At 72.0% G+C, this 13,773-nt stretch carries 14 protein-coding genes and 1 pseudogene; 10 read left to right on the top strand and 5 right to left on the bottom strand.

Annotated features, from left to right (window positions below; genetic code table 11):
- Positions 1–83: 83 nt before the first annotated feature.
- From ACFYPA_RS26510 to ACFYPA_RS26495, 4 genes are all read left to right on the top strand, one after another.
- On the top strand, positions 84–884 hold the full coding sequence (locus ACFYPA_RS26510; RefSeq protein WP_359082502.1) for an ABC-2 family transporter protein: 801 nt from the start codon (positions 84–86) through the stop codon (positions 882–884).
- Entirely contained in the window at positions 877–1,755 is an 879-nt protein-coding gene (locus ACFYPA_RS26505; RefSeq protein WP_389134531.1) for an ABC transporter permease, read from the top strand. Before ACFYPA_RS26510 ends, ACFYPA_RS26505 begins: the two co-directional genes overlap by 8 nt.
- Positions 1,756–1,790: 35 nt before the next feature.
- The gene (locus ACFYPA_RS26500) at positions 1,791–2,765 is read left to right on the top strand and encodes an ATP-binding cassette domain-containing protein (RefSeq protein ID WP_389134636.1); all 975 of its coding nucleotides are present in this window, start codon (positions 1,791–1,793) and stop codon (positions 2,763–2,765) included.
- Between the two features lie 82 nt (positions 2,766–2,847).
- Positions 2,848–3,540 carry a DUF1707 domain-containing protein gene (locus tag ACFYPA_RS26495; RefSeq protein WP_359317013.1) on the top strand — a complete coding sequence of 231 codons (693 nt, stop codon included), beginning with the start codon at positions 2,848–2,850 and terminating at the stop codon, positions 3,538–3,540.
- Between the two features lie 49 nt (positions 3,541–3,589).
- Here ACFYPA_RS26495 and ACFYPA_RS26490 read toward each other — a convergent pair whose 3' ends face one another.
- On the bottom strand, positions 3,590–4,834 hold the full coding sequence (locus ACFYPA_RS26490) for an SGNH/GDSL hydrolase family protein (RefSeq protein ID WP_389134528.1): 1,245 nt from the start codon (positions 4,832–4,834) through the stop codon (positions 3,590–3,592).
- Between the two features lie 146 nt (positions 4,835–4,980).
- Here ACFYPA_RS26490 and ACFYPA_RS26485 point away from each other — a divergent pair, with 146 nt between their 5' ends.
- Complete coding sequence (locus tag ACFYPA_RS26485; RefSeq protein WP_389134525.1) at positions 4,981–6,339, top strand: DUF445 domain-containing protein; 1,359 nt, start codon at positions 4,981–4,983, stop codon at positions 6,337–6,339.
- Between the two features lie 232 nt (positions 6,340–6,571).
- Here ACFYPA_RS26485 and ACFYPA_RS26480 read toward each other — a convergent pair whose 3' ends face one another.
- A complete protein-coding gene (locus ACFYPA_RS26480) occupies positions 6,572–6,874 on the bottom strand; it encodes a hypothetical protein (RefSeq protein WP_359082384.1) in 303 nt (100 codons plus the stop codon).
- 191 nt (positions 6,875–7,065) lie between these two features.
- Between ACFYPA_RS26480 and ACFYPA_RS26475 the strand changes: the two genes are divergently transcribed.
- The 3 genes from ACFYPA_RS26475 to ACFYPA_RS26465 are packed head-to-tail and all read left to right on the top strand — an operon-like array spanning position 7,066 to position 9,761.
- A complete protein-coding gene (locus ACFYPA_RS26475; protein ID WP_359082385.1) occupies positions 7,066–8,577 on the top strand; it encodes an MFS transporter in 1,512 nt (503 codons plus the stop codon).
- Complete coding sequence (locus ACFYPA_RS26470; RefSeq protein WP_389134522.1) at positions 8,574–9,152, top strand: TetR family transcriptional regulator; 579 nt, start codon at positions 8,574–8,576, stop codon at positions 9,150–9,152. Before ACFYPA_RS26475 ends, ACFYPA_RS26470 begins: the two co-directional genes overlap by 4 nt.
- A gap of 54 nt (positions 9,153–9,206) precedes the next feature.
- A complete protein-coding gene (locus ACFYPA_RS26465) occupies positions 9,207–9,761 on the top strand; it encodes a hypothetical protein (RefSeq protein ID WP_389134519.1) in 555 nt (184 codons plus the stop codon).
- Positions 9,762–9,798: 37 nt separating this feature from the next.
- On the opposite strand, the gene ACFYPA_RS26460 is transcribed toward ACFYPA_RS26465, so the two are convergent.
- The 3 genes and pseudogenes from ACFYPA_RS26460 to ACFYPA_RS26450 all read right to left on the bottom strand — a co-directional run.
- Positions 9,799–10,269, bottom strand: coding sequence for a GNAT family N-acetyltransferase (locus ACFYPA_RS26460; RefSeq protein ID WP_359082388.1), 471 nt, complete (start codon positions 10,267–10,269; stop codon positions 9,799–9,801).
- A gap of 87 nt (positions 10,270–10,356) precedes the next feature.
- Positions 10,357–12,213, bottom strand: a complete 1,857-nt coding sequence (locus ACFYPA_RS26455; RefSeq protein WP_359316866.1) for a protein kinase — start codon at positions 12,211–12,213, stop codon at positions 10,357–10,359.
- Positions 12,214–12,550: 337 nt separating this feature from the next.
- Positions 12,551–12,878: pseudogene (locus tag ACFYPA_RS26450) on the bottom strand (NADP oxidoreductase); the annotation flags it as partial.
- Here ACFYPA_RS26450 and ACFYPA_RS26445 point away from each other — a divergent pair.
- Entirely contained in the window at positions 12,845–13,144 is a 300-nt protein-coding gene (locus ACFYPA_RS26445) for a hypothetical protein (RefSeq protein WP_389134516.1), read from the top strand. The pseudogene ACFYPA_RS26450 and the gene ACFYPA_RS26445 sit on opposite strands and share 34 nt — an antisense overlap.
- A gap of 173 nt (positions 13,145–13,317) precedes the next feature.
- Entirely contained in the window at positions 13,318–13,752 is a 435-nt protein-coding gene (locus tag ACFYPA_RS26440; protein WP_359082391.1) for a hypothetical protein, read from the top strand.
- Positions 13,753–13,773 lie beyond the last annotated feature (21 nt).

Here is a 13,773-nt window from a genome sequence, read left to right as displayed (position 1 = left end):
CGGCGGTTGCCCCGGCTGGGCTAGGCTCCTGCGCTTTGGTGTCCGCGCGCGGCGGGGCACCCCGATCGCGGGGGGTGGTTGTGGTGCGGCTCTACGCGGTGGTGGCGGCGGGCGGGTTCCGGCGCTATGCCACGTATCGGATCGAGACGGCGGCGGGGGTGTTCACCAACACCGTCTTCGGTTTCATCCTGGCGTACACGTATGCGGCGCTGTGGGACGAGCGTCCGCAGCTGGGCGGTTACGACATGTCGCAGGCGCTCACGTACGTGTGGCTGGGTCAGGCGCTCCTGATGACGTGCGTGATGATGGGCGGCGGCTTCGAGGACGAGCTGATCGAGCGGATCCGCACGGGTGATGTCGCGGTCGATCTCTACCGGCCGGTAGATCTGCAACTGTGGTGGCTGGCAGGTGACTTGGGCCGCGCGGCGTTTCATCTGCTGGGGCGCGGCATCGTGCCGATGATCTTCGGTTCGTTCGCCTTCGATCTGACGATGCCCGCGTCGCCGGGGACCTGGGTGGCGTTCCTGGTCGCGGTGACGCTGGGCGTGGTGGTGAGTTTCGCGATCCGCTACATGGTCGCGCTGTCGGCCTTCTGGCTGATGGACGGGGCGGGCGCGGCGCAGATCGCGTTCCTGGCGGGGACGTTCTTCTCGGGGATGCTGCTGCCGCTGAATCTGTTCCCGGGGCTGCTGGGTGAGGTGGCGCGGGCGCTGCCGTGGTCGGCGCTGCTCCAGGTGCCGGCCGATGTGTTCCTCGGCAGGTACACGGGCTGGGGTCTGGTGCGGGTGTACGCGTTCCAGGCGGGCTGGGCGGTGGCGCTGTTGCTGGCGGGGCGGCTGTTGCAGTCGGTGGCGACACGGAGGGTGGTGGTCCAGGGTGGCTGAGGCGGTGGAGGCGGTCGACACGGGGGTGGTGGCCGCGCCGGGAGCGGTGTTCGTCCCCCGGTCGCGGGTGGTTGAGGGGGTGCGGGCGTACGGGCTGATCGTGGCGATGTGGCTGCGTTCGACGATGGCGTACCGGGCGTCGTTCGTGATGACGACGTTCGGGAACTTCGCGGCGACGGCGTTCGACTTCGTCGCGATCCTGCTGATGTTCTCCCACGTCGACGCGCTGGGCGGGTACTCGCTGCCGGAGGTCGCTCTGCTGTACGGGGCATCGGGTATGTCGTTCGGTCTGGCGGATCTGCTGATGGGCTCGATGGACCGGCTGGGCCGACGGGTGCGGGACGGCACGCTGGACACGCTGCTGGTGCGGCCGGTTCCGGTGCTCGCGCAGGTGGCGGCGGACCGGTTCGCGCTGCGCCGGCTGGGGCGGGTGTCCCAGGGGCTGATGGTGCTGGGGTATGCGCTGGTGACGCTGGACATCGACTGGTCGGTGGCGAAGGTGGTGCTGGTGCCGCTGATGGTGCTGAGCGGTGGGGTGATCTTCGCCGCGGTGTTCGTGGCGGGGGCGGCGTTCCAGTTCGTCGCGCAGGACGCCTCGCAGGTGCAGAACTCCTTCACGTACGGGGGTGCCACGCTGCTCCAGTATCCGCCGACGGTCTTCGCGACGGACCTGGTGCGGGGGGTGACCTTCGTGGTGCCGCTGGCGTTCGTGAACTGGCTGCCGTCCCTGTACGTGCTGGGCCGGGACTATCCGCTGGGCCTGCCGGACTGGGTGGCGTTCCTGCCGCCGCTGGTGGCGGGTGCGTGCGGGGCGGCCGCGGGTCTGGCGTGGCGGGCGGGGCTGCGGGCGTACCGGAGTACGGGAAGTTGAGGCGGGGCGAGCGGGAAGAGGCGGCGGACATGGACATGGATACGGACTTCATCGAGCTCGACGGCGTGGAGAAGGTCTTCGACGTCCGCCGCAGGACGGGGTTCCTGCGCAGCGAACGGCGTGAGGTGCGGGCCGTCGACGGGATCAGCTTCCGGGTGGCGCGCGGCGAGATGGTCGGTTACATCGGTCCGAACGGGGCCGGGAAGTCGACGACGATCAAGATGCTGACCGGCATCCTCACCCCGAGCGCCGGTTCGCTGCGGGTGGCGGGCATCGATCCGTCCCGGGAGCGTACGCGGCTGGCGCAGCGGATCGGCGTGGTCTTCGGGCAGCGCACGACGCTGTGGTGGGACCTGCCGCTGCGGGACTCGTACCGGCTGATGCATCGGATGTACCGGATTCCCGATGACCGCTTCCGGGTCAACATGGACCGCTGCATCGAACTTCTGGACCTGGCCGAGCTGTTGGACGTGCCGGTGCGTCAGTTGTCCCTGGGGCAGCGGATGCGTGGGGACATCGCGGCGGCGCTGCTGCACGACCCGGAGGTGTTGTACCTGGACGAGCCGACGATCGGCCTCGATGTGGTGTCGAAGGCCAAGGTCCGTGGTTTCCTGCGGGACTTGAACGTGGAGCGCGGTACGACGGTGCTGCTCACCACCCATGATCTGACCGATATCGAGCAGCTGTGCAAGCGGGTGATGGTGATCGATCACGGTCGTCTGATGTACGACGGTGCGCTCGCCGGGTTGCATGAGGTGGGTGAGAGCGAGCGGACGCTCGTGGTGGATCTGGAGCGTGAACTCCCGCCGATCCGACTGGAGTCGGAGCCGTCGGTGCGTACGGTGAAGGTGGAAGGGGTGCGGCAGTGGCTGGCGTTTCCGGCCTCCGCTTCGGCGGCGCCGCTGGTGGCGCGGATCGCCGCGGAGTACCCGTTGATGGATCTCTCGGTGCGGGAACCGGACATCGAGGCCGTCATCGCGAAGATGTACGCGTCGGCCGACGGCTCGTAGTGGGGCGCCGGTGGCCTTCGGTGCGGTGACGGGAGCGTCCGCGTTCCATAGGCTGCGCGGTATGACAAGCGAACTCCCGGATATGCGCGCCAGCGACGTCGAACGTGAACGGATAGCCGAGGTTCTGCGCGAGGCGGTGGCCGAGGGACGCCTGCAGATGGAGGAGTTCGAGCAACGGCTCGACGCCGCCTACCGGGCCCGCACGCACGGTGAGCTGGAACCGCTCGTCCGTGATCTGCCCGCCCCGGGTGGTGCCGCGGGGGCGTCGGTGGTCGCCGGGCAGCCGCGTACGGGGTCATCGGCCCGCTGGTCGGACCGGATCGGCAAGCCCGCGACGTCCGGCGGCGGCTTCGCGCTCTGGGGCGGGTTCCGACGCCAGGGAAACTGGACCGTCGGCCGGGTGTTCACCGCTTTCGCGATGTGGGGTGGCGGCCACATCGATCTGCGCGAGGCGAGTTTCGAGGCCCCCGAGGTGGTCATCCGATGCTTCACGATCATGGGCGGCATTCATGTGACGGTTCCCCCGGATCTGAACGTCGACGTCCGTGGCATCGGCATCATGGGCGGTTTCGGGGAGCACACGAAGGACGAGGCGATTCCGGCGCCGGACGCTCCCCGGGTGCGGATCACCGGCTTCGCGCTGATGGGCGGCGTCGGTGTGGAGCACAAGCGGAGCAAGGCGGAGAAGCAGCGGCTGCGTGAGGCCGGGAAGCAGCGGCTGCGTGACGCGGAGCGTCCGCGCCTGGAGAAGGGCGACGACAGGCCCGGGGTGTGACGACCTGGTGCCCGCTGTCGAGCACCAGGTCGTGAGCGTCCCGGATCGCTCAGAGCGCGTCGGACGCAGGCCGGGTGCGCAGCAGGCCGGCCACGTCGGCCAGGGTGCCCAGGCGCTGGTAGCCGGCGTCGTTCAGGTGCAGGTGGTCGCCGACGTCGTAGCCGGGCAGCAGCCGGTCGGGCCGCAGCGGGTCGCGCGCCGCACGGTCGAAGTCGAGGACCTCGTCGAAGACCCCGCCGGCCCGGATCGCCTCGTTGACCCGGGTGCGTACGGCGTTGCGGGCGGGCGTCCAGTTGCGGTGGCCCTCGTACGGCATCAGGGTCGCGCCGATGACCCGCAGTCCGCGGGTGTGCGCGCGCTCCGTCAGGGTGCGCAGGGCGTCCGTGATCCGGGCGGGGTCCGTCTCCTGGGGGAAGGCCTGGACGTCGTTGATGCCGAGGGCGATGACGACGGTCTTCGCCCCCGTGACGGCCAGGACGTCGCGTTCGAAGCGGTCGAGGGCGCGGGGCCCGGTGCCGTCGCGCAGGAGACGGTTGCCGGCGATGCCCTGGTTGACCACCGCGTACCGGCCGGCCAGGCGGTCGGCGAGGACGTCGGGCCAGCGGCTGTTCGCGTCGGTGGTGGAGCCGCTGCCGTCGGTGAGCGAGTCGCCGAACGCGACGAGTGTCCCGGCAGCCTTCCCGCCCCGCACGTCGACGGCGGTGAGGTAGCGCCAGTCCATGGTGTCCCGGGTGCCCTGCGGGGCTTCGGTGGAGGACGTCTGGTGGCTGTTGGGGTGGACGGTGACCGGCCCCCGGGCCGTCGGGGTGCGCAGGGCGACGACGAGGTCGGCGTCGGCGGCGACGGGGACGACGACGGGATCGCTGACGATCCGCCCGCCGACGGCCACGGTCACGGAGGGTGCGCCGCGGAACGTCACCGGGAGGCCGCTCACGGTGACGCGGTCGATGAGCAGGGGATGCGTACCGAAGAGGTTGGACAGGGTGATGCGGGCCGCGTCGCCGCCGATGCTGGTGTGGACGACGTTACGGATGGTGCGCAGGTGCGGGTCCGTCGCCTGCTCCGGGTCCGTCTCACCGCGGACGGGGGCCGCGGCCCACGTGGCGAGCCAGAGGCCGGTGGAGTGCGCCGGTGCGGCGGGGGTACGCGCCACGCCCTGCGGGCCCGAGGCGGCGACGGTCCTCGCCCGGGGCTCCGTGAACAGCAGGGACCCCGTGAACGCCACGAGGGCGGCGAGCGCGGCTGTGCCCACCAGGAGGGCGATGAGCAGGGTGGATCCCTGGCGGCTGGGCATGGACGGTCTGTCTCCTCATTCGTTCGTGGGTCGGACCCATGATGCGGCAGGGCCTGGGGAACTCGACGTGCGGCCCGGGAGTAGGTCAGGTAGGCACAATGCGTACGGGACGCCGGGGGCGACGGGCACGCGGACGGGTGGAGCGGATGGAACGGATCGAAGACAGGGCCGAGGACGCGGCGGGCGGCGCGGGGGACGGGCCGGGGCGGCGGACGGGCACCCGCCCGCCGGCCTCCCTCGCCTCGTTCGCGTACACCGCGGCGGACGAGGAGAAGCGTCGTGGCGTACGCCGTATGAAGACCACGGCCACCGGCCTCCTTCTGCTGGTCGCGCTGGTGTACGTCCTCGCCACCTGGGCGAAGAACGAGGGGGTGGGCGGCTGGCCGGGCTTCGTCGCGGCGGCCGCCGAGGCGGGGATGGTGGGTGCGCTGGCCGACTGGTTCGCCGTCACCGCTCTCTTCAAGCGTCCGCTCGGTCTGCCGATTCCGCACACCGCCATCATTCCCACGAAGAAGGATCAGCTGGGGGCCTCCCTCGGTTCCTTCGTCGGCGAGAATTTTCTGTCGGCCGGCGTCGTCCGTGACCGGATCCACTCCCTCGCCATCGGTGGGCGGCTGGGCGCCTGGCTCGCGGAGCCGGAACACGCGCACCGGGTGACGGCCGAGCTGTCGACCGCGCTGCGGGGTGCGCTGACCGTGCTCCGTGACGCGGACGTGCAGGCGGTGGTCGGTGAGGCGATCACCCGGCGGGCGAACGCGGCGGAGGTCGGCCCCGGTCTGGGGAAGATGCTGGAGAAGGTCGTCGCGGACGGCGGTCATCGCAAGGTGGTGGACCTGGTCTGTGTGCGGGCGCACGACTGGCTGGTGCAGCACGGGGACTCGGTGATGGACGCGGTGCAGGGCGGTGCGCCGGGCTGGACCCCGCGGTTCGTCGACAAGCGGGTGGGTGAACGGGTCTACAAGGAGCTGCTGCGGTTCCTCACCGAGATGCGCGACATGCCGGGGCATCCGGCGCGCGGCTCGATCGACACGTTCCTGACGGACTTCGCGGCGGACCTCCAGACGGATGCGGAGACCCGGGCCCGGGTGGAGCGGCTGAAGTCGGAGATCCTGGGGCGGGGCGAGGTCCAGGACGTCATCGCGTCCGCCTGGTCGTCCGTCCGGCAGATGGTGATCGCGGCCGCGGAGGACGAGCGGAGCGAGCTGCGGCTGCGGGCCCGGGCCTCACTGATGGCGCTGGGCGCCAGGCTGGCGACGGACGGGCGGCTCCAGGCGAAGCTGGAGGGCTGGCTGGAGGACGCGGCGGTGTACGTCGTGACGACGTACCGGCAGGAGATCACGTCGCTGATCAGCGACACGGTGGCCGGCTGGGACGCGGACCAGACGTCGAAGAAGATCGAGGCCCACATCGGCCGTGACCTGCAGTTCATCCGGATCAACGGCACGGTGGTGGGTGCGCTGGCGGGCCTGGTGATCTATTCGGTCTCGCGGGCGTTCGGAGCCTGAGGCCGTAGCCGCCGCCCCCACAGCCCTTGCCGCCTGGTGAGACGGATGAGGGCCGGGTGCGTATCCGTCCTGTCGATTCGTTCGGATACGCACCCGGGTTACGCGGGGGAGTGCCCATCAGTACGCACCCCGCGTCGCCCGCGTTCACCCCGCGCCCAAGAAGATTCCGAGCAAGGGGATTCCACTCAGGGAGTTTCCGCCCGAGGCTTTTTCCGCCCGAGACTTTTTCTACTCAGGCGGCGCGGCGCGTGACGACCCACGACGCGGCGGCCACGGTGCCCGCCACGGTGAAGACCGCCGGCCAGGCGCCGACCTTCTTCGCCAGCGGGTGCGATCCCGCGAAGGCGGCCACGTAGGCGGTGGTCAGGGCGGCGGCGGCGCGCGGCCCGGCCTGCCGGTTCCACTCGTACGCGGCGACGCCTCCCGCGGCGGCGAGGGCGACCCCGCCCAGCGGCCGCTTCCTGGTCCACCGTGCGACGGCGTAGCCGCCGACCAGTCCGCCCGCCGCTACCGCCGCTGCCGGAACCTTCGCCATCGCAGCCACCTCAGCCTTCTCGTAGGTCGTCGCCGGACGCGCGGCATGTCCGCCCGTACCGGCCATCGGCTCCGAGGCTAACCCGGTCTTCGGGCATCCCGTCGCCGAGGGGGTGCACAGGCGTTTACCCTGGGGGGTGAACAGACGTGCACCCCCATGATTCCCGGCAGCCGAGCACCGTACGGAGACACATGCCCGCGGACATACCAGCCCCAGTCAGCCCCGCGCCCTCCGGCGTCCGGCCCCCGCACCCCCGCTTCGCCGTCGGCGTGCTGGCGTTCTGCGGGGTCGTCGTCGCGGTCATGCAGACGATCGTCGTGCCCCTGCTCCCGCACATCCCCGAGCTGACCGGCGCCACCCCGGCCGCCGCGAGCTGGCTGGTCACCGTCACGCTCCTCACCGGCGCGGTCTTCACCCCCGTCCTCGGCCGGGTCGGCGACATGTACGGCAAGCGCCGGGTGCTGGTGGCCTCCCTGGCGGTACTGGTCGTGGGCTCGGTGCTGTGCGCGGTCAGCTCCCACATCGGCGTACTGATCACCGGCCGCGCCCTGCAGGGGGCCGCGATCGCCGTCGTACCGCTGGGCATCAGCATCCTGCGCGACGAACTGCCGCCCGAACGGGTCCTGTCGGCCGTCGCCCTGATGAGCTCGACGCTCGGGATCGGCGCGGCCATCGGCCTGCCGGTCGCCGCCCTCGTCGTGGAGAACTTCGACTGGCACACCATGTTCTGGGTCTCCGGCGTGATCGGCCTCATCGACATCGCGCTGGTGCTGCGCTGCGTACCGGAGTCCCCGCTGCGCAGCCGCGGCCGCTTCGACGCGGTCGGCGCGCTGGGCCTGTCCGCCGCCCTCGTCTGCCTGCTGCTCGCGGTCACCCAGGGCGCCGACTGGGGCTGGGGCTCGCTCCGGACGGTCGGCCTGCTCGTGACCGCCGCGGTCGTGGCACTGCTCTGGGGGGCGTACGAGCTCCGCGTCGCGACGCCCATGGTCGACCTGAGGGTCTCGGCGCGCCCGGCCGTCCTGCTGACCAACGTCGCCGCACTGCTGATCGGCTTCGCGTTCTACGCGAACTCGCTGGTCACCGCACAGATGGTGCAGGAGCCGAAGGCCACGGGGTACGGGCTCGGCGCCTCGCTCGTCGTCAGCGGACTGTGCCTGTTGCCGGGCGGTGTGGCGATGGTGGCGCTGTCGCCCGTCTCGGCCCGGATCTCCGCCAAGCACGGCCCGAAGGTCAGCCTCGCGCTGGCCGCCGGGGTCATCGCCGTCGGCTACGGGGTGCGGTACTTCACCAGCCACAGCCTGTGGCTGATCATCGCGGGCGCCACGGTCGTCGCCTCGGGCACGGCCATCGCGTACTCGGCCCTGCCCGCCCTCGTGATGCGCGGGGTGCCGGCCAGTGAGACCGGTGCGGCGAACGGCCTGAACACGCTCATGCGGTCGATCGGGCAGGCCTTCTGCAGCGCGACGGTCGCCGCGGTCCTCGCCAACATCACCTTCCAGGCAGGCGGCAGGACCGCCCCGACGCTCCACGCGTACCAGCTGGTCTTCGTGATCGCGGCGGGCGCGGCACTCGCCGCGCTGGCCGTCACGCTGTTCCTGCCGGGCAGGACGCCGGCCGGTGCGGGTACGGTCGAGGGGAGCCGCAAGGCGCCGGGCACCAGCGAAGGGGGTGCCCGGACGGCAGGAATCCAGGAGGGCGCATGACCGGCGGCCAGGCCATCGCGACGGCCCCCGCCTCCGCGGAGGCGGGCAGCGGCCGGGACGCGATCCTGCGCGCCGCGCGACGGGCGTTCACCCAGCGCCCGTACGCCGAGGTGACGATCCGCCAGATCGCCGCGGACGCGGGGGTGAGCCCGTCGCTCGTGGTCAAGCACTTCGGCCGCAAGGAGGAACTCTTCAACACCGTGGCCGACTTCGGCCCGGCGGCCGAGGAACTCTTCGACGCCCCGCTGGACGTCCTGGGCCGCCACACGGTCGTCACGCTGGTGACGCACCGCCGCACGCTCAAGTCCGATCCGCTGCTGCGCGTCGTCTTCTCCCTCGGCAACCAGGACGAGCGCTCCCTGCTCCGCGACCGCTTCCAGGAGCAGGTCACCGACGCCCTGACCGCCCGGCTCCCCGGTGACGACCGCGCCCTGCGCGCCGAACTCCTGGCCGGTCACCTGCTGGGCCTCGGCGCGACGCTCGGCCTGCACCGCGAGGGCGCGGGCGCGCGCGCCACTCCGGAACGCATCGCCGACCTCTACGCACCCGCGCTCCAGCAGCTGATCACGGGCTGATCACCGCGCCACGCGCGCGGTATGGTCTGGGCCATCCTACGAGGGGGGCCTCCGATGTCTGTCCAGATCCGCGTGCGCACATCCACCGCCGCACTGGCGGTGACGGCCGCCCTGGTGGCGGCCCTGGCCGGTTGTACCGGGGCGAGTACGTCGCATGGCCCCGGGGACGACGTCCCGGAAGTGGCCCCGTCGGTGAACGCGTCGGCGGCGGCAGTCGCGGCGGAGAAGGCCGAGGAGTCGGACGCGGCCGACGCGGCCGCCGACGCGCAGGCGGAGCGGGGAGCGAAGATCAACGGGCCGGAGGAGGTGCGCGACGCCTTCGCCGGACTACAGGCCACCCTCGACGAGACCTGCACCCCCGGCGCGGGGGACTGCGACTACTTCCTGGGCCGGGTGAACGAGGAACTGACCGGCCTGGAGAAGTCGATGAGGGCGCGGAGCGACGGGCCGGACCACTTCAAGGAACCCCTGGGCTGGCTGAGCGCCCTGCACGCGAAGCCGGCCGGCGACAGCTCGACGGCCGGCGAAAAGAAGTACTTCGACGATCTGATCGGCACGCGGGACCGCGTCAGCACCTGGATGCAGGGCCACCCGGAGGACTACCGCTGACGGGCGGGCGCCCCGGCCGCGCCGACGCCCCGGCCGCCTACGTCAGGTCCAGCTCCGCGACCTCCTGGTCGCCGCTCAGCTCGCCGGTCGGGCGGAAGCCGAGCTTGCGGTAGAACTCCGCGGGGCCGAGCGCGCCGGGCACGTACGTGACGGTCGTACGGGTGCATCCGCGCCGCCGCAGCTCCTCGTTGACGGCCTCGACGGCGAACCGCCCGTAGCCGCGGGCCTGTTCCGCGGCGGCGATGTTCAGCCGCCAGAGCCCGGAACGCAACCGGTCACCAGGCTTCTCGGGGTCGAACCGCACGTCGAGGAAGGCCATGACGAATCCCACCAGCGTCTCGCCGTCGGCGATCAGCCGCGGCCACGCGGTCTCGGGCGTGGCGTAGGCCTGGGCCAGCGACCAGGCGACGGGCTTCACCAGCCCGTTCTGGTCGGGCCGGACGGAGAGGGCGCACGCCGCTTCGACGTTGTCGGACGTGACCGGTATGAGCCGGAGCGATGAGGACATCCCCGCAAGCTACCTCCCGGGGGCGGCGGGGCGCCGGGCGGGACGGCAGCCGGGGGCCCGGCCCCGGCCGCGTCCCGCACCGCCGGGTCAGCTCGCCGCGTTGCGCCAGACCGTCACATCCACCGTCATGTACCTGCTGGGGGAGTCCTCGGACGAGTGCCCCTGGTACGTCAGGAGGGCCATGTGCCCGGCCTCTGTCGTGACGCAGACCTGCCTCCCCTTGGAGAGCTTGCTCACGGAGATGCTCCCGGTGAACCGGGTCTCCGCGCGGCAGACGTCCAGCGACCCCTGCTGGCCCGGATTGAGCAGCACCAGGGTTCCTTCCGGGCCCGCCGCGTCGAGGTGCCCGCCGTTGCTGTAGTACACCAGCGGGGAACCGCTGCTGTCGTCGTTCTGCGGCTTGAGGTCGTCGTCCCCGAGCGTCAGGTAGTACTCGGTGGTGAGGTTGATGCCCGCGAAGTCCTCAGGTTCGGGGTCGGCCTCGGTGGACGGCGCCGGATCGGCAGCGGTGTCCGGGCTCTCCACCCCCGCGTTCTCCTCCGTGCTCGGCGACGAACTGCTCTGCTTCGGCGTGCTGTCGCCCTTGGGTGACTCGTTGCTCTGCGACGACTTCCCGTCGTCCTTGAGGAGGAAGTACGCCGTCCCGCCGCCGGCCACGCCGACGACGAGCGCCACGGCGATGGCGAGGGCCGCGACCCGGCCACCACGGCGCTTCTTGGGCTGGGGTGCGGCCGGTCCCTGGGGCGCGAGGTGTCCGGGGTGGGTCTGGGCCTGCGGCGGGTACGGCGTGGGGAACGGCCCCGGAGTGTGCGCCTGAGCCGCCGGGGCCGGCTGGTAGGGCTGCGTGGGAGGCCCGGTCTGCTGCTGCACCGGATACGGCGCCTGGCCGGGCGGCGGCGTCACCGGCGGCCCGAAGCCCGGAGGCGGCGTGCTCGGCGCCGCCGGAGTCGTGGGCGCGTGGGCGGCGGACGGGGCGACGACGGGGGCGGCGGCCGGGGGCGGCGGCGTCTGGACCGGCGCCGGGGCGGCCGCTCGTACGGTGATGTCGGCGGCCACCGGACTCGGCAGCCAGTCCTCGGGGCGCCGCAGCACCGTCTCCGCGTTCGCGGTCTGGCACAGCGCGATGACCTCGGCGACCGAGGGCCTGGCCTCCGCGTCCTTGGCCAGGCAACGGCCGACGAGCTCCGTCAGCCGCTCCGGGACACCGGTGAGGTCCGGCTCCTCGTGGACGATCCGGTACAGCACCCCGTGCGAGGTCCCCTCGCCGAAGGCCGGGGACCCCGTGGCCGCGTACGCCGCGACCTGACCGAGCGCGAAGATGTCGGTGGCCGGAGTGACCCGGCGCCCGGCGGCCTGCTCCGGAGCCATGAACGACGGGGTGCCGATGGTGACACCGCTGCCGGTGAGCGAGGTCGCGTCGGCCGCGTACGCGATGCCGAAGTCGATGACGCGCGGCCCGTCGGCGGCGAGCAGCACGTTCGACGGCTTGAGGTCGCGGTGCACGATGCCCGCCCCGTGGATGACGTGCAGCGCCTCCGCCATTCCGGCGATCAGCAGCAGCACGGCCTCGACCGGCAGCGCCCCGTGCGCGAGGACCGCGTCGGCGAGCGAGGGCCCCGGGACGTACGCGGTGGCGAGCCACGGCTGCGCACCCTTGGTGTCGGCGTCGATGACGGGCGCGGTGAACAGCCCCTGCACACGCTGCGCGGACTGCACCTCCTGCGCGAACCGCCGCCGGAATTCGGGGTCTTCGCCGAACTCGGGCCGGATGACCTTGATGGCGACGGGCCGTCCGCCGGGCGTGTACGACAGGTACACCTTGCCCATGCCGCCCGCGCCGAGTTTGGCGGCGAGACGGTATCCGGCGATGGTGGCCGGGTCGTCGGCCGCCAGTGGCTGGAAGACGTGGGAGGCGCTGCCGCGCTGTGGCTGCTGACCGCTCATGAACTCGTAACTCCCCCGGAGAGCACTACTGTAGGAACGGCACCCTATCCAAATCCCGACCGGCGCAGTACGCGTGTTACGGGGTCCTTACGTTCCCGCCGGCCGTTCTGTCGGCTGCCGCACATCGAGGCCGACGCGGATGCCGACGTCGAGGGCTGTCCCGCGCGAATTCGCGGCTTCGTCGGACGCTCCCCTCCCGAGTCCGTCGACCGCGCGCGGGACGCCCACGACAACGTCGGCGCGGTGCGGTTGCCCACCTGCTGACGAGGCGGAGCTGTGGAGAGTGCGGAACCCGGGTCCGTCGACGAGCTGACCCGATGGACCGTCAGCCGCGCGCTCAGGCGGGGAGTTCGGTGACGCCGAGGGCGAAGTCCAGGTTCCCCACTCCGTTGTTGGTGAGGCCCACCGTGACCAGGCCCGCTCCTTCCAGCCAGTGCGCCATCTTCAGACCGCCCGACGTCCAGCGGGCGCATCCCGAGGCTTTCGATGAACGCCCCCACGCTCGCCTTGGCCTGTGCGTGGTCGCCGGCGAGGAATACGTCGGGCCGTCCCTTCTCCAGGACGTGACGGAAGACGGTGTTGAACGCCTTCACCACGCCGACGCCGGCCGGGGCCGCCTTGGCGACCTCCTGTGCGATCGAGGTCTCCTCGCGGTGGGCCAGACCCCCAGCACCCCGCGTCCCAGTACGCGCGCGACTACAAGAAGGCCGTCGCCGTACGGCTCGCCGACACCGCCCGCGAAGCCGGCGCCGCCGACCCCGAACAGCTCGGCGAGCAGCTCGCGCTGCTCCTCGACGGCGCCGCGGCCCGCACCCGGGTCCTGGACGCCGACGCCTTCCCCACCGCCGACGCCATCGCCGCCGTCCTCATCGACCACGCCATCCCCGCCACAGTCAGCGATGACCGGCGGCGGGAGGAGGTGGCGAGCTGACCCGGCAGCGCGCGGCCGGGCCGGACGCGTTGCCGGTCGCGGGGCCGCCCCGGCTGGTCCCGTGACGGAAGCGGGGATTCCCGTTGCGCGGGGGCAGCGCCTGGTTGATCATGTCGAGCGGCGCTTCGATGACGGGTGCTGGGCCTCTGGAGTCGGCGGGGTGGGCCGTGGGGATGATCGAGCGCCTGTGGGCGGCCGGAGAGATGCCGTACCGGGACGGGCTGTACCGGCCGGATGACACCGGTCGGGACGTGCACGTGGACGGCCCCGGCGCCTATCACCCGGACGCCGGGCAGCCGATTCCCTTCCGTCTCGGTGAGCCGCTCGACGTGGCCCTCGCCATCGAGGAGGACGGCACCACGGAAGTGGACACCTGCTTCGAGAGCCCGCTCCCGGACGGGTCGGGATGGATGTCGGGCGGCGGCAGCGGAATGGGCAACGTCGGCTACCTCGCCCGTCTCGGCAGCGACCGCACCCTGCGGTGGGTCGCCGTCATGTACTTCTCGAACCCGTTCATCACGGTGCACTACGAGGGAACGACCGCCGTCTGCACCAATGACTGGAGAAACCGGCTGACCCTGGACCTCGCCCTCCTCGACCCCGCCTGAACCGCCCTGCCCGGCCCCCGG

This window comes from Streptomyces sp. NPDC005775 (assembly GCF_042871565.1).
GTDB lineage: Bacteria > Actinomycetota > Actinomycetes > Streptomycetales > Streptomycetaceae > Streptomyces.
Note: the sequence above shows the minus strand (reverse complement) of the source record. Positions and strands in the feature narration are given on the sequence as shown.